Origin of the sequence: Micromonospora auratinigra, from assembly GCF_900089595.1 — a bacterium.
Lineage (GTDB): Bacteria > Actinomycetota > Actinomycetes > Mycobacteriales > Micromonosporaceae > Micromonospora > Micromonospora auratinigra.
On sequence record NZ_LT594323.1, the window covers coordinates 629,665 to 652,269 of the forward strand.

The 22,605-nt window shown below is 70.3% G+C and carries 17 protein-coding genes and 3 rRNA genes; 14 read left to right on the forward strand and 6 right to left on the reverse strand.

All coding sequences use genetic code 11. From position 1 onward, the window contains the following. Position 1 precedes the first annotated feature (1 nt). Positions 2 to 625, forward strand: a complete 624-nt coding sequence (locus tag GA0070611_RS02930) for a hypothetical protein (RefSeq protein WP_091656920.1) — start codon at positions 2 to 4, stop codon at positions 623 to 625. Between the two features lie 135 nt (positions 626 to 760). Beyond that, complete coding sequence (locus GA0070611_RS02935; protein WP_091656924.1) at positions 761 to 2,107, forward strand: hemolysin family protein; 1,347 nt, start codon at positions 761 to 763, stop codon at positions 2,105 to 2,107. A gap of 3 nt (positions 2,108 to 2,110) precedes the next feature. Here the strand turns inward: GA0070611_RS02935 and GA0070611_RS02940 are convergent, their stop codons facing one another. From GA0070611_RS02940 to GA0070611_RS02955, 4 genes are all read right to left on the reverse strand, one after another. After that, the gene (locus tag GA0070611_RS02940) at positions 2,111 to 2,554 is read right to left on the reverse strand and encodes a PRC-barrel domain containing protein (protein ID WP_231921303.1); all 444 of its coding nucleotides are present in this window, start codon (positions 2,552 to 2,554) and stop codon (positions 2,111 to 2,113) included. After that, positions 2,541 to 2,921 carry a hypothetical protein gene (locus GA0070611_RS02945; RefSeq protein WP_091656929.1) on the reverse strand — a complete coding sequence of 127 codons (381 nt, stop codon included), beginning with the start codon at positions 2,919 to 2,921 and terminating at the stop codon, positions 2,541 to 2,543. Before GA0070611_RS02945 ends, GA0070611_RS02940 begins: the two co-directional genes overlap by 14 nt. Then, complete coding sequence (locus GA0070611_RS02950; protein ID WP_091656934.1) at positions 2,918 to 4,144, reverse strand: NRAMP family divalent metal transporter; 1,227 nt, start codon at positions 4,142 to 4,144, stop codon at positions 2,918 to 2,920. Before GA0070611_RS02950 ends, GA0070611_RS02945 begins: the two co-directional genes overlap by 4 nt. 127 nt (positions 4,145 to 4,271) lie before the next feature. Next, positions 4,272 to 4,658, reverse strand: coding sequence for a PaaI family thioesterase (locus GA0070611_RS02955; protein ID WP_197675946.1), 387 nt, complete (start codon positions 4,656 to 4,658; stop codon positions 4,272 to 4,274). A 107-nt stretch (positions 4,659 to 4,765) separates the two neighbouring features. Here GA0070611_RS02955 and tyrS point away from each other — a divergent pair, with 107 nt between their 5' ends. From tyrS to rrf, 4 genes are all read left to right on the forward strand, one after another. Then, positions 4,766 to 6,049, forward strand: coding sequence for a tyrosine--tRNA ligase (gene tyrS, locus GA0070611_RS02960; RefSeq protein ID WP_091672373.1), 1,284 nt, complete (start codon positions 4,766 to 4,768; stop codon positions 6,047 to 6,049). A gap of 610 nt (positions 6,050 to 6,659) precedes the next feature. Beyond that, positions 6,660 to 8,174: ribosomal RNA gene (locus GA0070611_RS02965) — 16S ribosomal RNA — on the forward strand. Positions 8,175 to 8,544: 370 nt separating this feature from the next. Then, a 23S ribosomal RNA gene (locus tag GA0070611_RS02970) occupies positions 8,545 to 11,653 on the forward strand. A gap of 76 nt (positions 11,654 to 11,729) precedes the next feature. After that, positions 11,730 to 11,846 (forward strand): 5S ribosomal RNA (gene rrf / locus GA0070611_RS02975). The 16S, 23S and 5S rRNA genes sit together here, the layout of an rRNA operon. A gap of 91 nt (positions 11,847 to 11,937) precedes the next feature. Here the strand turns inward: rrf and GA0070611_RS30940 are convergent. Further along, the gene (locus GA0070611_RS30940) at positions 11,938 to 13,719 is read right to left on the reverse strand and encodes a hypothetical protein (protein WP_157740170.1); all 1,782 of its coding nucleotides are present in this window, start codon (positions 13,717 to 13,719) and stop codon (positions 11,938 to 11,940) included. Here GA0070611_RS30940 and GA0070611_RS31640 point away from each other — a divergent pair. Together GA0070611_RS31640 and GA0070611_RS02995 are read left to right on the forward strand one after the other, a co-directional pair. Continuing rightward, on the forward strand, positions 13,636 to 14,718 hold the full coding sequence (locus GA0070611_RS31640) for a tetratricopeptide repeat protein (protein ID WP_167604396.1): 1,083 nt from the start codon (positions 13,636 to 13,638) through the stop codon (positions 14,716 to 14,718). The genes GA0070611_RS30940 and GA0070611_RS31640 overlap by 84 nt on opposite strands. A gap of 38 nt (positions 14,719 to 14,756) precedes the next feature. Continuing rightward, the gene (locus tag GA0070611_RS02995) at positions 14,757 to 15,791 is read left to right on the forward strand and encodes an HAD-IIA family hydrolase (protein ID WP_231921459.1); all 1,035 of its coding nucleotides are present in this window, start codon (positions 14,757 to 14,759) and stop codon (positions 15,789 to 15,791) included. A gap of 8 nt (positions 15,792 to 15,799) precedes the next feature. Here the strand turns inward: GA0070611_RS02995 and GA0070611_RS03000 are convergent, their stop codons facing one another. After that, entirely contained in the window at positions 15,800 to 16,135 is a 336-nt protein-coding gene (locus GA0070611_RS03000) for an SCP2 sterol-binding domain-containing protein (protein WP_091656944.1), read from the reverse strand. 113 nt (positions 16,136 to 16,248) lie between these two features. Here GA0070611_RS03000 and GA0070611_RS03005 point away from each other — a divergent pair, with 113 nt between their 5' ends. The 6 genes from GA0070611_RS03005 to steA all read left to right on the forward strand — a co-directional run bounded on the left by GA0070611_RS03005 (position 16,249) and on the right by steA (position 22,601). Continuing rightward, entirely contained in the window at positions 16,249 to 16,974 is a 726-nt protein-coding gene (locus tag GA0070611_RS03005) for a phasin family protein (protein ID WP_091656948.1), read from the forward strand. Further along, on the forward strand, positions 16,971 to 17,228 hold the full coding sequence (locus tag GA0070611_RS03010) for a hypothetical protein (protein ID WP_091656950.1): 258 nt from the start codon (positions 16,971 to 16,973) through the stop codon (positions 17,226 to 17,228). Before GA0070611_RS03005 ends, GA0070611_RS03010 begins: the two co-directional genes overlap by 4 nt. A gap of 25 nt (positions 17,229 to 17,253) precedes the next feature. Then, positions 17,254 to 18,099 carry a TlyA family RNA methyltransferase gene (locus GA0070611_RS03015; protein WP_091656954.1) on the forward strand — a complete coding sequence of 282 codons (846 nt, stop codon included), beginning with the start codon at positions 17,254 to 17,256 and terminating at the stop codon, positions 18,097 to 18,099. Beyond that, positions 18,096 to 18,980, forward strand: a complete 885-nt coding sequence (locus tag GA0070611_RS03020; protein ID WP_091656957.1) for an NAD kinase — start codon at positions 18,096 to 18,098, stop codon at positions 18,978 to 18,980. Before GA0070611_RS03015 ends, GA0070611_RS03020 begins: the two co-directional genes overlap by 4 nt. A 566-nt stretch (positions 18,981 to 19,546) precedes the next feature. Continuing rightward, the gene (recN, locus tag GA0070611_RS03025) at positions 19,547 to 21,304 is read left to right on the forward strand and encodes a DNA repair protein RecN (protein WP_091656960.1); all 1,758 of its coding nucleotides are present in this window, start codon (positions 19,547 to 19,549) and stop codon (positions 21,302 to 21,304) included. Between the two features lie 118 nt (positions 21,305 to 21,422). Then, positions 21,423 to 22,601, forward strand: coding sequence for a putative cytokinetic ring protein SteA (gene steA / locus GA0070611_RS03030; protein ID WP_091656963.1), 1,179 nt, complete (start codon positions 21,423 to 21,425; stop codon positions 22,599 to 22,601). Positions 22,602 to 22,605 lie beyond the last annotated feature (4 nt).

Sequence of the window (22,605 nt, forward strand, 5' to 3'; positions counted from 1 at the left end):
GGTGAACTGGCTGGAACTCGTCGGCTGGGCCGGCTCCGCGCTGCTGGTCTGGTCCCTGCTGCAGACGCGCATCCTGCGGCTACGTGCCCTCAACCTGCTCGGCTGCCTGATCCTGATCGGCTACAACGCCGCCGTGCGGGTCTGGCCGATGGTCGGGCTGAACGTGGTGCTCGCCGTGATCAACGTCTTCTACCTGCGCCGGATGCTCGCCACCCGGCACGACGAGCAGACCTACCAGGTGGTCGAGGTGGGCACCGACGACGCCTTCCTGGCCCACACGCTGCGGGTGCACGCCACCGACATCGCCCGGTTCAACCCGGACTTCCACTGGCGTCCCGACGGGGACCGCTCGGCCTTCCTGGTGGTCCGCGCCGACGAGGTGGTCGGGGTGGTGGTCTCGCACGCCGAGGCCGGCGGGGTGGCCCAGATCGACCTGGACTACGTCACCCCGCCGTTCCGCGACTTCACCCCGGGCGAGTTCGTCTACCGGCGCAGCCACCTCTTCACCGACCGGGGCTTCCGCCGGGTGGTCAGCCCGCCCGGCATGGTCGCCCCGTACTACCACCGGGTCGGCTTCCGCCCCGAGGGCGACGCGTACGTCCTCGACCTCCCGACCCCCGCCTGAGGCCGGTTTTCCCGCGCGGAGGATTCGGCGGGCGGCCGGCGGGGCACAGAGGGGCCGACGCCGGCCGGGACCCCCGGGCGGCGACCGGTCGGCCACGGCGGCCGGCCCGGGTCGGGCCGAGGGAGAGAACCGCGCGTGCAGAGCTACTGGAGCCAACTGGCCCTGGTCGGAGTTCTGGTCATCGTCAACGCGGCCTTCGCCGGCAGCGAGATGGCTCTGGTCTCGTTGCGGGACAGCCAGTTGCAGCGGCTGGAACGCAGCAGCCGCGCCGGCCGGACCCTGGCCCGGCTGGCCAAGGACCCGAACCGGTTCCTGGCCACCATCCAGATCGGGATCACCCTGGCCGGCTTCCTCGCCTCGGCCGCCGCGGCGGTCTCGCTGGCCAAGCCGCTGATCCCGCTGCTCGGGTTCTTCGGCGAGGCCGCCGAGACGGTCGCCATCGTCGTGGTCACCCTGGCGCTGACCTTCGTCACCCTGGTCTTCGGTGAGCTGGCGCCGAAGCGGATCGCCATGCAGTCCGCCGAGCGGTGGGCGCTGGTGGTGGCCCGCCCGCTCGACCTGCTGGCCAGCTTCACCCGGCCCGCCGTCTGGGCCCTCGGCGCCACCAGCGACCTGGTGGTCCGCCTGGTCGGGCTGAACCCGAAGCACGAGCCGGAGGAGATCGGCCCGGACGAGCTGCGCGACATCGTCGCCGGCAACCACGGCTTCACCAAGGAGCAGCGGACCATCATCGCCGGCGCGGTGGAGATCGCCGACCGGCAGCTGCGCGCGGTGCTCGTACCCCGGCTCCAGGTCTTCACCCTGGACAGCGGGACGACCGCGGAGGCCGCCCGGCTGGTCCTCGCCGCGACCGGCCACTCCCGGGCGCCGGTGGTCCGGCACGGCGGCCTGGACGACGCGGTCGGCGTGATCCACCTGCGCGACCTGGTCGGCATGCCGGACGACCGGCCGGTCGACGAGATCGCCCGCCCGCCGATGCTGCTGCCCGACTCGCTGCCGGTGGTCGACGCGCTGCGCCAGTTCAAGGCGGAACGCCAGCACATCGCGCTGGTGGTGGACGAGCGCGGCGCGGTCGACGGGATCGTCACGCTGGAGGACATCCTCGAGGAGATCGTCGGGGAGATCTACGACGAGACCGACCGTGACCTCTCCTCGGTCCGCACCGAGGACGACGGCACGCTGGTGCTGCCCGGCACCTTCCCCGTGCACGACCTCACCGACCTCGGCGTCGAGCTGCCCAACCGGCCGGCCGGCGACTACACCACCATCGCCGGGCTGGTGCTGATCTGCCTCGGGCACATCCCCACGGTGGCGGGGGAGAGCGTCACCGTCGACGGCTGGGACCTGCACGTGGCCGGGGTGGACCACCACGCCATCACCGAGGTCCGGGTCCACCGCCGGCCCCGCCGCGACCGCCACGACGGCGACGACGGGGAACGCGCCGGCGCCGAGGCGCCGGTGCTCGACGAGGCCCGCAGCTGACCGTCACCCGGCCCGGTCCGGACCGCGCCCATCCTGCGCGTCGTCCGGCCCGTCCGGGTCACTGTTTACGCCCGGACCGCTGTTCCGGCCCGGACTACCCATACCGCCCGGGCCGCCCGGACCGCCCGGACCGCCCGGGACGGGCGGCGGGCCGAACGGGAAGCCCGGCACCGGCGGGCGGAGCTGCACCGCGTCGGCCGGCACCTGGTGGGTGCTGCGCCCCAGCAAGCGGGCGGTCGCCCGCAGCAGCCACGGCCCGGAGGGGTGCAGCTCCGGCCCGATCAGCCGCCCGGTCACCCGGGTCCACCAGTGCCCGGCCACGATCAGGTCGGTGATCCGCAGCCGCTGCGGCGGCCAGCCGCCCCGGACCACCACGTCCACCACCCGCCCCAGCCGCCGCCCGTGCAGGTCGTACGCGGTCCGGCCGAGCAGCTCACCCGCTCGCACGCTGCGACCCCGGGATCCGGTCGACGAGGTGCCGGCGCAGCCAGGCCTCCACCGGCGACGGCGGCAGTTCGTCGGCCCGGCAGCTCAGCCGGACCGCGCTGTCCACCCGGGCGACCCGGTCCAGCGGGATCCGCAGCGGCGGCACCGGTGGATCATCGGTGAACCGGTCGGCGACCGCCACCAGCAGCCGCCCGATCCGGCCGCCGATCCGCTCGCCGAGCGCTCCCTGACCGGTCAGCAGGCAGTCCACGTACGGGCAGCCGCTCTCGTCGACGGCGAACGCGATGTCGTCGACCCGGCCGACCAGCCGGCCGTCCACGTCCACGATCTGCCGGTCGAGCAGCTGCTTGGCGAGCTGGACCCTCACTGTCCCATCCTCGTCATGATCGCCAACGGGATCGCCGCCACCGACGCGGCCACGATGAGCAGCAGGAACACCGCGCCGAGCAGGTTCGTCCACCGCCCGTTCACCCGGTCGCCCAGGTAGGTGCGGTCGTTCGCCACCACCAGGATCGGCAGGTACGTCAGCGGCAGCACCACCGCGCTGAACACCAGCATGTACTCGGTGAGCCGGACCGGGTCCACGGCCGTCATCAGCATCAGCACCCCGAGCAGCAGCCCGACCAGCAGCACGCTGTGGAAGCGGGCCGCCTCCCGGGGGCTGACCCGCTTGCCCCACTGCCAGCCGAAGTACTGCGCCGCCGCGTACGCCGCGGAGAGCCCGGTCTCCAGCGCGGCCCCGAAGGTGACCGCGAAGAACGCCAGCACCGTCACCGCCAGCCCGGCCCCGCCCAGCACCGTCACCACCGGCCGGGCCACCTGCGCCAGGTTGTCCAGCGAGCCGCCCGACGGGTGGTACGCCACCGCCGCGACCGCCACCAGCGACAGCGCCAGGAACCCGCCCACCGGGAAGCCGATCAGCACGTTCGAGCGGGCGGCGGCCAGGTCCCGGGCGCTCCACTTCTCCTCCACCCCGCCGGAGGAGAAGAAGAACACCTCGTACGGGCTGACCGTGGAGGCGAACAGCGCCACCGCCACGAACCAGTACACCGGCCAGCCCTGACCGGCCGAGCTGACGTGCAGCGCGCCGTGCCCGAGCCGCGCCCAGTCGGTGGGCAGCAGCACCAGCGCCACGGCGAAGACCAGCAACGCCAGCCCGGCCAACCCGAAGACCCGCTCCATCAGCTCGAACCGCATCCGCCAGAGCACCAACCACACCGCCACCGCGGCCACCGGCACCCAGAGCAGGTAGCTCAACCCGGTCGCGAGCTGGAGCGCCAGGGCCACCCCGCCCAGCTCGGCGGCGAGGGTGATCACCGTGACCAGCCAGGAGGCGACCAGGTTGAGCAGCGCCACCCGCGGCCCGAGCCGCTCCCGGACCAGGTCGAACACCGCCCGGCCGCTCACCGCCGCGATCCGGCCCGCCATGTCCGCGTACGCGCAGATGCCCACCACCCCGACGACGAGCACCCAGGCGTGGGCCATCCCGAAGCGGGCCCCGGCCTGGCTCGCCGCGACCAGGTCACCGATGTCGACGAAGCCCCCGATGGCGGAGAGCACGCCGAGCGTCGCGGCGAAGAGCCTCTTCACGTCGGCTGGCGGGCAGGCGGTGTCATCGACGCGACGATATCCGCGCCGGACACCCCTTTTGGGGTGAATCGGTCAGGCGGTCGCGCCCGGTGGGCGGCTCAGCCGGCGGCCCGGCGGCGCGGGCCGGTCAGCCGGCGGCGGTCAGGTTCTGCAGCCTGACCTGGCCGCGCGACACCAGCCGCCCGCCCTCGTCGGTGATCTCCACCAGCCAGAGCTGCTGGCTGCGACCCCGGTGGACGGGGGTGCCGACCGCGGTCAGTTCCCCGTCGCGCACCGCCCGCAGGAAGTCGGTCTGGTTGGACACCCCGACCACCTTGCCCTTGTCACCGAGCCAGAGCGCCCCACCGATGCTGGCCGCCGTCTCCACCACCGAGCAGTAGACCCCGCCGTGCTGGATCCCGTACGGCTGGTGAAGCTCCGGGCGTACCTTCCAGCGCAGCACCACCCGATCGCCGCTGACCTCGTCGAACGTCAGCCCCAGCAGGGCCACGAAACCCCCGGTCAGCTCCGGCATCTCCACAGCGGTCCTCCTCGCGCGCGACGGCGCCGCCAGCCTAGCCGCGCCCGCCGTCGGCAAACCCGGTACGGGCCGACCGGGGGAATGGGGGAGAATCGGTGACCGTGACCGACAGCAACCTCCCGCAGGGGCGGGACTCCCTGACCGAAGACCTGGCGTGGCGGGGCCTGATCCAGGACTCGACCGGCCTCGACGAGCTGCGCGCGCTGCTCGACGGCGGGAGCGCCACCTTCTATGTGGGCTTCGACCCGACCGCCCCCAGCCTGCACGTCGGGCACCTCATGCAGGTCGCCACCGCCCGCCGGCTCCAGCTGGCCGGACACCGGCCGCTGCTGCTGGTCGGCGGCGCGACCGGGCAGATCGGCGACCCGAAGGAGAGCGCGGAGCGCACGCTGAACCCGCCGGAGGTGGTCTCCGGCTGGGTCCGGCGGATCCGTGACCAGCTCGCCCCGTTCGTCTCGTACGACGGGCAGAACGCGGCCCAGCTGGTCAACAACCTGGACTGGACCGGCGAGATGTCGGTGGTGGAGTTCCTCCGCGACGTCGGCAAGCACTTCCCGGTGAACAAGATGCTGGCCCGCGAGGTGGTCAAGGCCCGGCTGGAGACCGGCATCAGCTTCACCGAGTTCAGCTACCAGCTGTTGCAGGCCAACGACTTCTTCGAGTTGCACCGCCGGCACGGCTGCCAGCTCCAGTACGGCGGCTCCGACCAGTGGGGCAACATCACCGCCGGGGTGGACTACGTCCGCAGGCGGGGCGCCGGCCCGGTGCAGGCCTTCACCACGCCGCTGGTGACCAAGTCCGACGGCACCAAGTTCGGCAAGACCGAGGGCGGCGCGGTCTGGCTGGACCCGGAGATGACCAGCCCGTACGCCTTCTACCAGTTCTGGGTCAACGCCGACGACCGCGACGTCAGCCGCTACCTGCGGTACTTCAGCTTCCGCTCCCGCGAGGAACTGGAGGAGTTGGAGAAGGCGACGGCGGAACGCCCGCAGGCGCGGCTGGCCCAGCGGGCCCTGGCCGAGGAGCTGACCACCCTGGTGCACGGCGAGCGGGAGGTGGCCCAGGCGGTCGCCGCCAGTCAGGCGCTCTTCGGTCGCGGCTCGCTCGACGAGCTGTCCCCGGAGACGCTGCGGGCCGCCCTGGCCGAGGCGGGCCTGGTCCACCTCGCCGAGCTGCCCGACGTCGCCGGCCTGCTCAAGGAGTCCGGGCTGGTGTCGAGCATGAAGGAGGCGCGGCGGGTGATCGCCGAGGGCGGCGCCTACGTCAACAACACCCGCATCGCCGAGGTGGACGCGACGGTGTCCGAGGCCGACCTGCTGCACGGCCGGTACCTGGTGCTGCGCCGCGGCAAGCGCTCGTTCGCCGGTGTTGAGCTGCGCAGATAGCCGTACGCCGACAGTGTGACGCGGGACGCGCCCAGCGGATTTGACGATCAAACCGCTGGGCGCGTAACTTTCTCTCTGCCAGCGCGGAACGGACGAAACAGGGCGAAAGACCTGGGAGGCCGGAGCGCGGGACCTGAGGCCCGGGTGGTGCCCCGGATCCGCCGGAGGGCGGATTTGGTGGGGCGGAACTGACCGGGTAAGGTTATCGGCCGGCAGGGATGCGGACGACAGGGCGGGAAACCGCGGCGGCCGTCCTGCTGAAAATCCTCGGGGAGTCCGACGGAAGTCGGATGATTTGAGGTGCCCGGAAATTGGGTGGAAGCATGACAAACCGCGATACATCGGTTTGACACGGCGGAAACCGGCGGGTAACGTAGTAAAAGTGCCCGGCGCGGGAGCGGCGGCGACGTGGACGAAATGCCCCGGACGGGGGTTCCACTGGGTGGGGCTTGCCGGATGGTGTGTGGTTGTTCTTTGAGAACTCAACAGGGTGCTTGATAAGCCAGTGCCAATTATGATTTATACCCCGGACTGGTCAGGCTTTGGTCTGTCTGGTTGGGATTCCTTTGGCAACACTTTTGTTGCCAGGACATTGTGTCCGACAAAGTTTTTGTTGGAGAGTTTGATCCTGGCTCAGGACGAACGCTGGCGGCGTGCTTAACACATGCAAGTCGAGCGGAAAGGCCCTTCGGGGTACTCGAGCGGCGAACGGGTGAGTAACACGTGAGCAACCTGCCCTAGGCTTTGGGATAACCCTCGGAAACGGGGGCTAATACCGAATATGACTACTGATCGCATGGTTGGTGGTGGAAAGTTTTTCGGCCTGGGATGGGCTCGCGGCCTATCAGCTTGTTGGTGGGGTGATGGCCTACCAAGGCGACGACGGGTAGCCGGCCTGAGAGGGCGACCGGCCACACTGGGACTGAGACACGGCCCAGACTCCTACGGGAGGCAGCAGTGGGGAATATTGCACAATGGGCGGAAGCCTGATGCAGCGACGCCGCGTGAGGGATGACGGCCTTCGGGTTGTAAACCTCTTTCAGCAGGGACGAAGCGAAAGTGACGGTACCTGCAGAAGAAGCGCCGGCCAACTACGTGCCAGCAGCCGCGGTAAGACGTAGGGCGCGAGCGTTGTCCGGATTTATTGGGCGTAAAGAGCTCGTAGGCGGCTTGTCGCGTCGACTGTGAAAACCCGCAGCTCAACTGCGGGCCTGCAGTCGATACGGGCAGGCTAGAGTTCGGTAGGGGAGACTGGAATTCCTGGTGTAGCGGTGAAATGCGCAGATATCAGGAGGAACACCGGTGGCGAAGGCGGGTCTCTGGGCCGATACTGACGCTGAGGAGCGAAAGCGTGGGGAGCGAACAGGATTAGATACCCTGGTAGTCCACGCTGTAAACGTTGGGCGCTAGGTGTGGGGGGCCTCTCCGGTTCCCTGTGCCGCAGCTAACGCATTAAGCGCCCCGCCTGGGGAGTACGGCCGCAAGGCTAAAACTCAAAGGAATTGACGGGGGCCCGCACAAGCGGCGGAGCATGCGGATTAATTCGATGCAACGCGAAGAACCTTACCTGGGTTTGACATGGCCGCAAAACTCGCAGAGATGTGAGGTCCTTCGGGGGCGGTCACAGGTGGTGCATGGCTGTCGTCAGCTCGTGTCGTGAGATGTTGGGTTAAGTCCCGCAACGAGCGCAACCCTCGTTCGATGTTGCCAGCGCGTTATGGCGGGGACTCATCGAAGACTGCCGGGGTCAACTCGGAGGAAGGTGGGGATGACGTCAAGTCATCATGCCCCTTATGTCCAGGGCTTCACGCATGCTACAATGGCCGGTACAATGGGCTGCGATACCGTGAGGTGGAGCGAATCCCAAAAAGCCGGTCTCAGTTCGGATCGGGGTCTGCAACTCGACCCCGTGAAGTCGGAGTCGCTAGTAATCGCAGATCAGCAACGCTGCGGTGAATACGTTCCCGGGCCTTGTACACACCGCCCGTCACGTCACGAAAGTCGGCAACACCCGAAGCCGGTGGCCCAACCCTTGTGGAGGGAGCCGTCGAAGGTGGGGCTGGCGATTGGGACGAAGTCGTAACAAGGTAGCCGTACCGGAAGGTGCGGCTGGATCACCTCCTTTCTAAGGAGCACCTTCACCTGAAAGGGTGCAAGGAGCCCGCGGCCCGCGAATGTCGGGTCGGGGTGCTCAATGGCGGAGACACTGGTGGGTCGGATGCCGGCAACGGTTGCGGATGTCTAGTACACGCCCTTCGGGGTGCAGGAACGACGGATGTGATGCGGCTGGGGTTCGGCGATAAGCACCCTGTTGGGTCCTGAAGGAACAACTACGGTTGTCTTTCAGAGCCGTGAAGGCGAGCGGGAGTTCGTCTGGGCGCCAGGCGCGACCTGGTTTCTCATACCGCCGGCGGTGACGTCGGGCTGGTGGGAGACGGTGGGGTTGTGGGTTGGTCGTTTGTTGAGAATTGCACAGTGGACGCGAGCATCTTTGTGGTCAAGTTGTCAAGGGCGAACGGTGGATGCCTTGGCACCAGGAGCCGATGAAGGACGTGGGAGGCCGCGATAGGCCTGGGGGAGCTGTCAACCAAGCTGTGATCCCAGGGTGTCCGAATGGGGAAACCCGGCATCAGTCATGTGATGTCACCCGCACCTGAACACATAGGGTGTGTGGGGGGAACGCGGGGAAGTGAAACATCTCAGTACCCGTAGGAAGAGAAAACAAATAGTGATTCCGTGAGTAGTGGCGAGCGAAAGCGGATTGAGGCTAAACCGGCTGCGTGTGATACCTGTCAGGGGTTGCGTGGTCGGGGTTGTGGGACCCCGCTCAACAGACTGACATCTGTTGGAGGAGTTACAAAGTCAGTGGCTAGCCGAATGGTGTGGAAAAGCCAACCGTAGACGGTGACAGTCCGGTACGTGAAAGTTGCTGACCTTCTGTGGGTGTTCCCGAGTAGCGGCGGACCCCTGAAATCTGCCGTGAATCTGCCAGGACCACCTGGTAAGCCTAAATACTTCCTGGTGACCGATAGCGGACGAGTACCGTGAGGGAATGGTGAAAAGTACCCCGGGAGGGGAGTGAAATAGTACCTGAAACCGTTCGCCTACAATCCGTCGGAGCCTTGCGGGGTGACGGCGTGCCTTTTGAAGAATGAGCCTGCGAGTTAGTGGCATGTGGCGAGGTTAACCCGTGTGGGGGAGCCGTAGCGAAAGCGAGTCTGAATAGGGCGCCTTTAGTCGCATGCTCTAGACCCGAAGCGGAGTGATCTAGCCATGGGCAGGCTGAAGCGCGGGTAAGACCGCGTGGAGGGCCGAACCCACCAACGTTGAAAAGTTGGGGGATGACCTGTGGTTAGGGGTGAAAGGCCAATCAAACTCCGTGATAGCTGGTTCTCCCCGAAATGCATTTAGGTGCAGCGTCGCGTGTTTCTTGCCGGAGGTAGAGCACTGGATGGTCTAGGGGGCCCACAAGCTTACCGAAATCAGCCAAACTCCGAATGCCGGTAAGTGAGAGCGCGGCAGTGAGACTGCGGGGGATAAGCTTCGTAGTCGAGAGGGAAACAGCCCAGATCACCAGCTAAGGCCCCTAAGCGTGTGCTAAGTGGAAAAGGATGTGGGGTCGCATAGACAACCAGGAGGTTGGCTTAGAAGCAGCCACCCTTTAAAGAGTGCGTAATAGCTCACTGGTCAAGTGGTTCCGCGCCGACAATGTAGCGGGGCTCAAGCACACCGCCGAAGCTGTGGCATTCACATTTTAACCACGCCGGGTCTTGATATCCGGTGCAGGTGTGTGGATGGGTAGGGGAGCGTCGTGCCGGGGGTGAAGCAACGGGGTGACCTAGTTGTGGACGCGGCACGAGTGAGAATGCAGGCATGAGTAGCGAAAGAAGGGTGAGAAACCCTTCCGCCGGATGACCAAGGGTTCCAGGGCCAGGCTAATCCGCCCTGGGTGAGTCGGGACCTAAGGCGAGGCCGAGAGGCGTAGTCGATGGACAACGGGTTGATATTCCCGTACCCGCGAAAGAGCGACCCTGATGAACCTCGTTGTGCTAACCACCCAAACCATCCAAGACTTTCGGGTCGAGGTTGGGGAGCGTGGGAACCTGGCGGGTAGTAGTCAAGCGATGGGGTGACGCAGGAAGGTAGCTGAGCCCGGCCGGTGGTTGTGCCGGGGTAAGCGTGTAGGCCGTGCCGTAGGCAAATCCGCGGTGCATATGGGCTGAGACGTGATGCCGAGCCGATTCAGGTGAAGTCAGTGATCCTATGCTGCCGAGAAAAGCCTCTAGCGAGTTCTTAGCGGCCCGTACCCCAAACCGACACAGGTGGTCAGGTAGAGAATACCGAGGCGATCGGGCGAACTGTGGTTAAGGAACTCGGCAAATTGCCCCCGTAACTTAGGGAGAAGGGGGGCCGGAGACGTGAAGCCCCGCGCGGGTGGAGCGTTGTATGGCCGCAGAGAGCAGGGGGAAGCGACTGTTTACTAAAAACACAGGTCCATGCGAAGAAGTAATTCGATGTATATGGACTGACGCCTGCCCGGTGCTGGAACGTTAAGGGGACCTGTTAGCCCGTAAGGGCGAAGCGGAGAACTTAAGCGCCAGTAAACGGCGGTGGTAACTATAACCATCCTAAGGTAGCGAAATTCCTTGTCGGGTAAGTTCCGACCTGCACGAATGGCGTAACGACTTCCCCACTGTCTCAACCACAGGCCCGGCGAAATTGCATTACGAGTAAAGATGCTCGTTACGCGCGGCAGGACGGAAAGACCCCGGGACCTTTACTATAGCTTGACATTGGTATCCGAATTAGCTTGTGTAGGATAGGTGGGAGCCGGTGAAGTCCATACGCCAGTATGGGTGGAGGCAATCTTGAAATACCACTCTGGTTGATTTGGGTATCTAACTTCGGACCGTTATCCGGTTCAGGGACAGTGTCTGGTGGGTAGTTTAACTGGGGCGGTTGCCTCCTAAAGGGTAACGGAGGCGCCCAAAGGTTCCCTCAGCCTGGTTGGCAATCAGGTGTTGAGTGCAAGTGCACAAGGGAGCTTGACTGTGAGACTGACAGGTCGAGCAGGGACGAAAGTCGGGACTAGTGATCCGGCACTGGCATGTGGAAGCGGTGTCGCTCAACGGATAAAAGGTACCCCGGGGATAACAGGCTGATCTTCCCCAAGAGTCCATATCGACGGGATGGTTTGGCACCTCGATGTCGGCTCGTCGCATCCTGGGGCTGTAGCAGGTCCCAAGGGTTGGGCTGTTCGCCCATTAAAGCGGTACGCGAGCTGGGTTTAGAACGTCGTGAGACAGTTCGGTCCCTATCCGCCGTGCGCGTAGGATACTTGAGAAGGGCTGTCCCTAGTACGAGAGGACCGGGACGGACGAACCTCTGGTGTGCCAGTTGTCCCGCCAGGGGCACGGCTGGTTAGCTACGTTCGGAAGGGATAACCGCTGAAAGCATCTAAGCGGGAAGCTCGCTTCAAGATGAGGTATCCCACCCACTTTGTGGGGTAAGGCCCCCAGCTAGACGACTGGGTTGATAGGCCGGAAATGTAAGCCCGGTAACGGGTTCAGTTGACCGGTACTAATAGGCCGAGGACTTGACTACGAAGCTGCTACGCGTCCACTGTGCAACTCTGAACGATCGAACACCCGCATGTGTGTGTTTGACATGTTCATAGAGTTACGGCGGTCATGGCGGAGGGGAAACGCCCGGTAACATTCCGAACCCGGAAGCTAAGCCCTCCAGCGCCGATGGTACTGCACTCGGGAGGGTGTGGGAGAGTAGGACGCCGCCGGACAATCTTTCCAGTCGAGGGCCGCCCGCAAGGGTCGGCCCTCGACTGCGTTAGCGTTCCTTGGGGACGCAATCGAAAGGATGTACCTGTGAGTTCAGGACCGCAGGGCGGAGACCGCCCCCGTCGTTACGAGGATCGGGCCGACCGCCGGCCGGGGCGCGACGACGCCCGCCGCGACGACCGTCCGTCGTACCGGGGCGGCCGCGACGACCGCTCGGGCGGCTCCGGCGCCGACCGCCGTGAGGGTGGCTTCCGCGGCGGTGACCGCCGTGAGGGTGGCTTCCGCGGCGGCGACCGCCGTGATGGCGGCTTCTCCGGCGGTGAGCGCCGCGAGGGCGGCTTCCGCCGGGACGACCGCCAGGGCGGCTCCGGTGGTGACCGCCGTGAGGGCGGCTTCCGTGGTGGTGACCGCCGTGAGGGCGGCTTCCGTGGTGGTGACCGTCGTGAGGGCGGCTTCCGTGGTGGTGAGCGCCGTGAGGGTGGCTTCCGCCAAGGCGGCTCCGGTGGGGACCGCCGTGAGGGTGGTTTCTCCGGCGGTGAGCGTCGCGAGGGTGGCTTCCGTGGTGGCGACCGTCGTGAGGGCGGCTTCTCCGGCGGTGAGCGTCGCGAGGGTGGCTTCCGTGGTGGCGACCGTCGTGAAGGCGGCTTCCGTGGCGGCGACCGTCGCGAGGGTGGTTTCTCCGGCGGTGAGCGTCGCGAGGGCGGCTTCCGTGGCGGCGACCGTCGTGAGGGTGGTTTCTCCGGCGGTGAGCGTCGCGAGGGCGGCTTCCGTGGCGGCGACCGTCGTGAGGGTGGTTTCTCCGGCGGTGAGCGTCGCGAGGGTGGCTTCCGTGGTGGCGACCGTCGTGAAGGCGGCTTCCGTGGCGGCGACCGTCGTGAGGGTGGTTTCTCCGGCGGTGAGCGTCGCGAGGGTGGCTTCCGTGGTGGCGACCGTCGTGAAGGCGGCTTCCGTGGCGGCGACCGTCGTGAGGGTGGTTTCTCCGGCGGTGAGCGTCGCGAGGGCGGTTTCCGTGGTGGCGAGCGCCGTGAAGGCGGCTTCCGTGGCGGCGAGCGCCGTGAGGGTGGTTTCTCCGGCGGTGAGCGCCGTGAGGGCGGTTTCCGTGGTGGCGAGCGCCGTGAGGGTGGTTTCTCCGGCGGTGAGCGTCGCGAGGGCGGCTTCCGTGGCGGCGACCGTCGTGAGGGTGGTTTCTCCGGCGGTGAGCGTCGCGAGGGTGGCTTCCGTGGTGGCGACCGTCGTGAAGGCGGCTTCCGTGGCGGCGACCGTCGTGAGGGTGGTTTCTCCGGCGGTGAGCGTCGCGAGGGCGGCTTCCGTGGCGGCGAGCGTCGTGAAGGCGGCTTCCGTGGCGGCGACCGTCGTGAGGGTGGTTTCTCCGGCGGTGAGCGCCGTGAAGGCGGCTTCCGTGGCGGCGACCGTCGTGAGGGTGGTTTCTCCGGCGGTGAGCGCCGTGAAGGCGGCTTCCGTGGCGGCGACCGTCGTGAGGGTGGTTTCTCCGGCGGTGAGCGTCGCGAGGGCGGCTTCCGTGGCGGCGAGCGCCGTGAGGGTGGTTTCCGTGGTGGTGACCGTCGTGAGGGTGGTCTCTCCGGCGGTGAGCGTCGCGAGGGCGGCTTCTCCGGCGGCGAGCGCCGTGAGGGCGGCTTCCGCCGGGACGACCGCCAGGGCGGCTTCCAGGGCGGTCGCGAGCGTGACGGCGAGCGGCGGGGCTACGGCGACCGGCCGGGTCGGGACGACCGGAACGAGTCGGCCGAGGGGCGTACGGGGGAGCGGACCGGTGCGCCCGCGCTGCCGGACGACGTGGTCGCGAGCGACCTCGACTCGACCGTCCGGGCCGAGCTGCTGTCGCTGAACAAGCCGGTGGCGGAGAGCGTCGCGCGGCACCTCGTGGCGACCGGCCTGCTGATCGACGACAACCCGGAGGAGGCGCTGGCGCACGCCATGGCCGCCCGCCGGCTCGCCTCGCGGATCGCCGCGGTGCGGGAGGCCGTCGGGCTGGCGGCGTACCACGCCGGGGAGTGGCAGACGGCCATCGCCGAGCTGCGGACGTACCACCGGATGAGCGGGCTGCAGAGCCACCTGGCGGTCCTCGCGGACTGCGAGCGGGCGCTGGGGCGGCCGGAGCGGGCCATCGACCTGTTCCGGGGCGCGGACCGGGAGAAGCTGGACCAGTCCGTCGCGATCGAGCTGCTCATCGTGGCCGCGGGGGCGCGCGGCGACCTCGGCCAGAAGGACGCAGCCGTGGCGATGCTCCAGGTGCCCGAGCTGACCAACGACTCGTCCGAGCCCTGGGCTGCGCGGCTGCGCTACGCGTACGCCGACGCCCTGCTCGCCGTGGGGCGTCGTGAGGAGGCGCGGGAGTGGTTCTCCCGGGCCGCCGACATGGACTCCGAGGGGGAGACCGACGCCGCCGAGCGGCTGCTGGAACTCGACGGCGTGGTCATCGAGGGTGACGACGAGGACGACGAGGAACTGGCGGCCGGGCCCGGTGCGCCGGGCGCCGTCCCGGCCCGTCCCGACGCCGACCTGACCGGTGCCGCCGACTCGGACGACCGCGACGAGGACGACGACGACCTCGAGGACGACGAGGACTTCGACGACGACGAGGACGACGACCTCGACGGCGACGAGGGCGACGAGGACGACGAGGACCTCGACGACGAGGACGGGGACGACGAGGACGGGGACGACGACCTCGACGGTGACGCGCCGCGTGCCGACGCCCGGGGCGGCGAGGACGCCGGGTACCGGGACCGGGACGGCGCGGACCTCGCCGACGACGAGCTGACCGACGCGGAGGCCCGTTCGGTGGCCGCCGAGGCGCAGCCGGCCGGTGACGAGCGGGACGCGTCGGGTCGCGAGACGGAGACGGACCGCCGGTGAGCGGGAACGCCGGGGACGCCGGTGCCGGTGCGGGTCGCGTGGAACGCGATCCGGCCGGGACCAGTGCACGGCTGGTCGACGGGTACGCCCTGGTCGTGTTCGACCTGGACGGGGTGATCTACCTGATCGACAAGCCGATCCCCGGCGCGGTCGAGGCGGTGGGTCGGCTGCACGCCGAGGGACGGGCGGTCGCGTACGCGACGAACAACGCCTCGCGCCGCTCGAGCGAGGTGGCCGACCTGCTCACCGGCATGGGCGTCGCGGCCCGGCCGGAGGAGGTGCTCACCTCCGCGGCGGCCACCGCCGAGCTGCTGCGGGACCGGCTGCCCGCCGGCGCGCCGGTGCTGGTGGTCGGGGCGGAGGCGCTGCGCGCGGAGCTGCGGGCGGTGGGTCTGCGCCCGGTGACCACGGTGGACGAGCAGCCGGCCGCCGTCGCCCAGGGGTACGGGCCGGACGTCGGCTGGGCCGAGCTGGCCGAGGCGTCCCTGGCGGTCCGGGCCGGCGCGCCCTGGTACGCGACGAACACCGACCGCACGCTGCCCAGCCCGCGCGGACCGCTGCCGGGCAACGGCTCACTGGTGGCGGTGCTGCGTACCGCCCTGGGCCGGGACCCGGACGTCGTGGTGGGCAAGCCGGAGCCGGCGCTGTTCGCCACGGCCGCGCGGCGGGCCGGGCAGGGGCGGACCCTGGTGGTCGGCGACCGGCTGGACACCGACATCGAGGGTGCCCGGCGGGCCGGGCTGGACAGCCTGCTGGTGCTCACCGGCGTCAGTGACGCGGCCGAGCTGCTGAGCGCGCCCGCCGACCGTCGCCCCACGTACGTCTCGCTCGACCTGGCGGGCCTCTTCGACCCGGCGGCGGTGGTCGGAGTGCCGGGTGCCCCCGACGGCGGTGGCTGGTCGGCGACCGCGACCGGGGACGGTCTGCTGCTCGACGGTGCCGGTCGACCCCTCGACGCCCTCGCCGCGCTCTACGCGGTGGCCTGGTCGACGGGGGACGGGTCGCGGTCGCGGGTGCGGGGGGTCTCCCCGGCGGCGCAGCAGGCCCTGGCCGGGCTCGGCCTGGCCGACTGACCTCGTCCTCAGAGCAGCTTGCGCAGCTTCATCAGGTCGAACGGGTTGGCCTTGATGGAGACCCGGCGGGCACCGACCGCCTTCATCACGTCGAGCTGACCGTGCACCAGCGCGACCAGGTCGTCGCTGGTGGTGCTCAGCGCGATCTTCGCCTTCGGGTCGTCGCCGTCGGTCAGCCCGAGCAGCCGGCCGCCCTCGATCCGGCCGTGGAACGCGGTGTCCAGGTCGGTGATCCGGCAGGCCAGGGTGCGGTCGAGATCGATCTTGCCCGACATCTCGGCGTGCCGGTCCAGCCGGGCGGCCAGATCCTGCAACGCCTGCCGGCACTCGTCCACGCTGGCCACATCGTCTCCTTCGTCCCGCGCCACGCCGTTCCCCGGCACCGTACCGCAATGGGGCGTCCCAGGCGCCCGGTAGCGTGACACCTGCACACCCCGCCCCGCGGAAGGACTCAGGCATGCAGGACGCGTGGCGCGCCTACCTCGAGCTGGCCATGGGCCTGACGGAGGCGCCCCGGAAGAAGGCCCAGGACGCCGTGCGCCGGGTCGTCGGCCAGGGTGGCGCGACCGCCGCCCAGCTCCAGGCGCTCGCGGAGGAACTCGTCTCCACCGGGATGGCGAACCGGGAGGCGCTGACCAAGCTGGTCCGCTTCGAGGTGGACCGGGCGCTGGGCGCGGTCGGGCTGGCCACCGCCGACGAGGTGGCGGAGCTGACCCGCCGGGTGCACGAGTTGGAGCGGCAGCTGCGGGAGGCCCGTACCGCCCCCGCCGGTGTCCTGGGCGCGGCGCCGTCCGCCCCGGCCCGCCCCGTCACCCCGCCCGGCGCGGCCGAGCCCGCGGCTCCCGGGCCCGGAACCGTCAAGCCCGCGTCGGCCGGCCCCGGCCGCCCCGACGCCGCGCGAGGCGACGCCGCCCCGACCGATGTCGCCCCGGACCGGCCCGCGCCGACCGGGCCCGCGCCGGGCGACGCCGCGCCGGCCGGGTCCGCGTCGGGGCGGGAGGTGACGCCCGCGAGGACCACGCCGACCAAGGCGGTGGCGAAGAAGGCGGTGGCGAAGAAGGCGATCGCGAAGAAGCCGCCGGCGACGGTCTCGCGGACCCCGGCGGAGCAGTCGCCGGCCCCGCCGGTGCGGCCGGCGAGGAAGGCCACCGGCCGCCGCGCGGGCGAGGGTGAGCCGTCGTGACCGCCCCGTACCGGCCCGGACCGCCGCCCGGCCCGCGTCCGGGGCCGCCGCCGGCCGGTCCGCGTCCCGGGCCGCCCGCCGGGGTGCGGCCGGCGTTGCCGGAGGAGGTCGGCGAGGCCCGGCACCCGGCGGTGGACGCCGCCGTGCAGGCGATGATCAACGCGGAGGGGCTCTCGCCGGCCGACCAGATCGCCCAGTACGAGGCGGCGTACGACACGTTGCGCGAGACCTTGGCCAGCATCGACCAGGCCTGACCGAGAGGCGGAGAAAGACCCACCCATGGCACGTCGTACCCGGCTGGATGCCGAACTCGTCCGCCGCGGCCTCGCCCGCTCCCGCGAGCAGGCCGCCGCGTTGGTGGAAGCCGGCCGCGTCCAGCTGCGCGGGGTGCCGGCCCGCAAGGCCGCCGCGATGGTCGACCCGGCCGATCCGCTGCTGGTCACCGGCGAGGACCCGAGCACGGAGTACGTCTCCCGGGGCGGGCACAAGCTGGCCGGCGCGCTGGCGGCGTTCGCCCCGGGCGGGCTGGGCGTCGCCGGCCGGCGCTGCCTGGACGCCGGCGCGTCCACCGGCGGCTTCACCGACGTGCTGCTGCGCGCCGACGCGGCCGAGGTGGTCGCGGTCGACGTCGGGTACGGGCAGCTCGCCTGGTCGCTGCGCACCGACGAGCGGGTCCGGGTCTTCGAGCGCACCAACGTGCGTACCCTCACGCCGGAGGCGATCGGTGGCGCGGTGGATCTCACGGTGGCCGACCTGTCGTTCATCTCGCTGCGGCTGGTGCTGCCGGCGCTGGCCGGCTGCACCCGGCCCGACGGCGACCTGACGCTGATGGTCAAGCCGCAGTTCGAGGTCGGCCGGGAGCGGGTCGGCGCGGGCGGGGTGGTCCGCGACCCGGCGCTGCGGGCGGAGGCCGTCCTGGACGTGGCGGCCGCGGCCGCGCGGCTCGGGCTGGGGCTGGCGGGCGTGGCGGCGAGCCCGTTGCCGGGACCGAGCGGCAACGTCGAGTTCTTCGTATGGTTGCGCCGGGGCGCGCCGGAGGCCGACCCGGAGCGGGTCCGGGCGGTGGTGGCGGCCGGTCCGCAGGGATTCGGGTCGGAGCCCACGAACGAGGAGGTGTCCGGGTGAGCCGGACCGCTCTGCTGGTGACGCACACCGGTCGTCGACGCAGCACCGAGCACGCGCGGGCGGTGGCGTCGGACCTCATCGCGGCCGGGTTCGAGGTGCGGGTGGTGGCCGAGGAGGCCGAGGACCTGGACCTGCCGGGCGTGGTGCCGGTGACCGGCCCGGAGGCGGCCGAGGGCGCCGAGATCGTGTTCGCGCTCGGCGGGGACGGCACCTTCCTGCGCGCCGCCGAGCTGGCCCGTCCGGCGAAGGTGCCGTTGCTCGGCATCAACCTGGGCAAGGTCGGCTTCCTGGCCGAGGCGGAGATCGACGACCTGGACCGCGCGGTGCGCGACGTGGTCGGGCGCAACTACACGGTGGACGAACGGCTCACCCTGGACGTGACCGCGGAGTTCGACGGTGGCCCGACGATCGAGTCGTGGGCGCTCAACGAGATCAGCGTGGAGAAGGGCGAGCGGGCCCAGATGCTGGAGCTGCTCGTCGACGTCGACGGTCGCCCGTTGTCGCGCTACGGCTGTGACGGGGTGGTGTGCGCGACCCCGACCGGCTCGACGGCGTACGCGTTCTCCGGTGGCGGGCCGGTGGTCTGGCCGGAGGTGGAGGCGCTGCTGCTGGTGCCGATCAGCGCGCACGCGTTGTTCAGCCGGCCGCTGGTGACCGCGCCGACGTCGACCTTCGCGATCACCGTGGACCCGTTCACCACGCTGGCGGTGCTCTGCTGCGACGGGCGTCGGGTCTACGACCTGCCGCCGGGGGCGCGGGTCACGGTGCGTCGGGGGACCCTGCCGGTGCGTATCGTCCGGCTGCGGGACCGGCCGTTCACCGACCGGTTGGTGGCCAAGTTCGGCCTGCCGGTGCAGGGGTGGCGGGGCAACCGCCGCTGACCTGCCGATCAGGTGTCACCCGCCCGGAGGGTGGCACCGCACGGCTGATCCGGCCTCGTCGTTTCGGCGTACCCGGGGGGCGGGACGGGCGGGTTACGGTAGGGGCCTTGCTCGACGACGGCGTGCGGGCGCCGGGTGGATGCCCCAGGTGCGGCCCGTCCCGGGGGGTCGACGCGCTGTCGAGCGACGGGCAACGGAGCGTACGGATTGCGCTGAGGTGGAGTCCGGGAGGAGCGGGGAGGCCCGCACCGCCCGGACGCGCGGTCCGGCGGTCGTGGCGACCGGCCAGGGGGTGGTCGGAGCCGCGACGGTCGGGGTGCCGGAGCAGTGGTGACCGGCCGCGGCGGGCGGACCGGTCAGCCGGTGTCGCCCGGGTGAGGACCCGGGCGGTGTCAGGTCGGTGAGTCGCCGCCGGAGGAAGCGGTGGCTCGCGAGCTGATCGGCGCGACTCTGCTCCGGCGCCCCGGCCAGCACCGATGATCAGGTCGGCGGGGGCGGCGGGTCGTCCACAGCCGGCACCCTGCCGGCTGGTCAACTGTCGGGGGCCGCGTCTACTGTCGGGTGCTGTGCTGGAAGAGCTGCGCATCACCGGACTGGGCGTCATCGAGGACACCACGCTCCCGCTGACCGGCGGGATGAACGTCATCACCGGCGAGACCGGGGCCGGCAAGACCATGGTGGTGACGGGCCTCGGCCTGCTCTTCGGGGGCCGGGCCGACGCCGGCCGGGTCCGGGCCCAGCCGGGTCGCGCGGTGGTGGAGGGCCGGCTGCGGCTGCGCGGGCGGGTGGCCGAGGCGGTGCACGCCCGGGTGACCGACGCCGGCGGGGAGCCCGACGAGGACGGGTCGCTGCTGCTGAGCCGCACGGTCACCGTGGAGGGCCGGTCCCGGGCGCACGTGGGTGGCCGGAGCATGCCGGTGTCGATGCTGGGCGAGGTCGGCGAGCAGGCGGTGGCCGTGCACGGCCAGTCCGACCAGCTGCGGCTGCTGCGCCCGGCCGAGCAGCGGGCCTCGCTGGACCGGTTCGCCGGCCCGGAGCACGAGAAGCTGCTCGACGCGCTGCGCGAGGCGTACACCCGGTGGCGGGCGGTGGTGGACGACCTGGCCGACCGCCGGCGCAACGCCCGGGAACGCAACCAGGAGGCCGACCTGCTGCGGCTGGGTCTCGACGAGATCACCCGGGTCGATCCGCAGCCGGGTGAGGACGACGAGCTGAAGACGGAGGCGCAGCGGCTGGAGCACGCCGAGGGGTTGCGCACGGCGGCCCAGATCGCCGCGCAGTGCGTGGCCGGCGGCGTGGAGGCGGCCGACGAGACTCCGGACGCGAGCACGCTGCTGGGCACCGCGCGGCGCACCCTGGAGGCACAGGCCGGCACCGATCCGGCCCTGGGTGAGCTGGCCCTGCGGCTGGAGGAGGCGGCGACCCTGGTCACCGACGTCTCGGCGGAGCTGTCGGCCTACCTGGCCGCCCTGGACGCCGACCCGGCCCGGCTCCAGACGGTCTACGAGCGCCGGGCCGCGCTGCGCGCGCTGACCCGCAAGTACGCCGACGACGTCGACGGGGTGATCGCCTGGGCGGAGCGGGCCCGCACCCGACTGTCCGACCTGGACACCTCCGACGAGCTGCTGGACGAGCTGGACCGGGAGGCGGGGCGGCTGGCCGGTGAGGTGGCCGAGCTGGCCGGTCGGGTCGCCACGTCCCGGCAGGAGGCCGCGGTGCGCTTCGCCGAGCAGGTCACGGTCGAGCTGGCCGGGTTGGCCATGCCGCACGCCCGGATCGAGGTGGCGGTGCTGCCCCGGCCGGTCGGCCGGTCGGAGCCGAGCCTGCGCGTCAACGGCGTCGAGGCCGGGGTGGGCCCGGACGGCGCGGACGAGGTGGAGCTGCGGCTGCTGGCCCACCCGGGCGCGCCGGCGCTGCCGTTGCAGCGCGGGGCGTCCGGCGGTGAACTGTCGCGGGTGATGCTCGCCATCGAGGTGGTCTTCGCCGGCTCCGGTGGCCCGCCCACGCTGGTCTTCGACGAGGTCGACGCGGGCGTCGGCGGTCAGGCGGCGGTGGAGATCGGCCGGCGACTGGCCCGGTTGGCCCGCAGCCACCAGGTGCTGGTGGTCACCCACCTGCCGCAGGTGGCGGCGTTCGCCGATCGGCACCTGGTGGTGGCGAAGGACACCGGGGGTGCGGTCACCACCAGCGGCGTGCGGGTGGTGGAGGACACTGAACGGGCGCGCGAGCTGGCCCGGATGCTCGCGGGTTTGCCGGACTCGGATCTGGGTATCGCCCATGCCGAGGAACTCCTGGCCGTGGCGGCCAAGGAAAGGCGTCCGTGATCCGGGGTTTGTGAGCGCAAGCACACCGGCGTGCGCTCCGGTGTGCTTCCCTGGGTAGGCGGCCCTGCTCAGGCATGTCGCGACAGCAAACCCTGCCTCACATGCCAGGATGGTCACGATGCGTCTACCCACGTTGCGCCGGAACCGGAACGCGGAACCGGGCTCAGTCCTCGGCACCGCGCGCCTCGACCGCCGGACGAAACGGCTGGTCGGCCGGCTGCGGCCGGGGGACATCGCGGTCATCGACCACGTCGACCTGGACCGGGTGGCGGCCGACTCGCTGGTCGCCGTCGGTGTCGCCGCTGTGCTCAACGCCAAGCCCTCGGTCTCCGGGCGGTACCCGAATCTCGGCCCCGAGGTGCTGGTCGCGGCCGGGATCCCGCTCCTGGACGACCTGGGTGAGGGTGTCTTCGAGCAGGTCCGCGAGGGCGACGTGGTGCGGATCGAGGGCAACACGGTCTTCGTCGGCGAGGAACCGGTCGCGCACGGCGCGTTGCAGGACGCCGAGTCCGTCGCCAAGTCGATGGCCGACGCCCGCGAGGGCCTGTCGGTGCAGCTGGAGGCGTTCGCCGCCAACACCATGGACTACCTGCGCCAGGAGCGGGACCTGCTGCTCGACGGCGTCGGCGTGCCGGAGATCCAGACCCGGATCCAGGGCCGGCACTGCCTGATCGTGGTCCGCGGCTACGACTACAAGGCCGACCTGGACGTGCTGCGCCCGTACATCCGGGAGTTCAAGCCGGTGCTGATCGGCGTGGACGGCGGGGCGGACGCGCTGGTCGAGGCGGGCTACACGCCGGACATGATCATCGGCGACATGGACTCGGTCACCGACGACGTGCTGCGCTGCGGCGCCGAGGTGATCGTGCACGCGTACCCGGACGGCCGGGCGCCGGGCCTGGCCCGGGTGAACGGGCTGGGTGTGCCGGCGGTGACCTTCCCGGCCGCGGCGACCAGCGAGGACCTGGCCATGCTGCTGGCCGACGAGAAGGGCGCGTCGCTGCTGGTGGCGGTCGGCACCCACGCCACCCTGGTGGAGTTCCTGGACAAGGGGCGGGGCGGGATGGCCTCGACCTTCCTGACCCGGTTGAAGGTGGGCGGCAAGCTGGTCGACGCCAAGGGCGTGAGCCGGCTGTACCGGCAGAGCATCTCCGGCTCGTCGCTGCTGCTGCTGGTGCTGTCGGCGGTGGCCGCGATGGCCTCGGCTGTGGCGGTCTCCACCGTCGGGAAGGCGTATTTGGGCGTGGTCTCCGAATGGTGGGACAATTTCGTGTTCCAGCTCGGCCAGCTCTTCTAGCTCC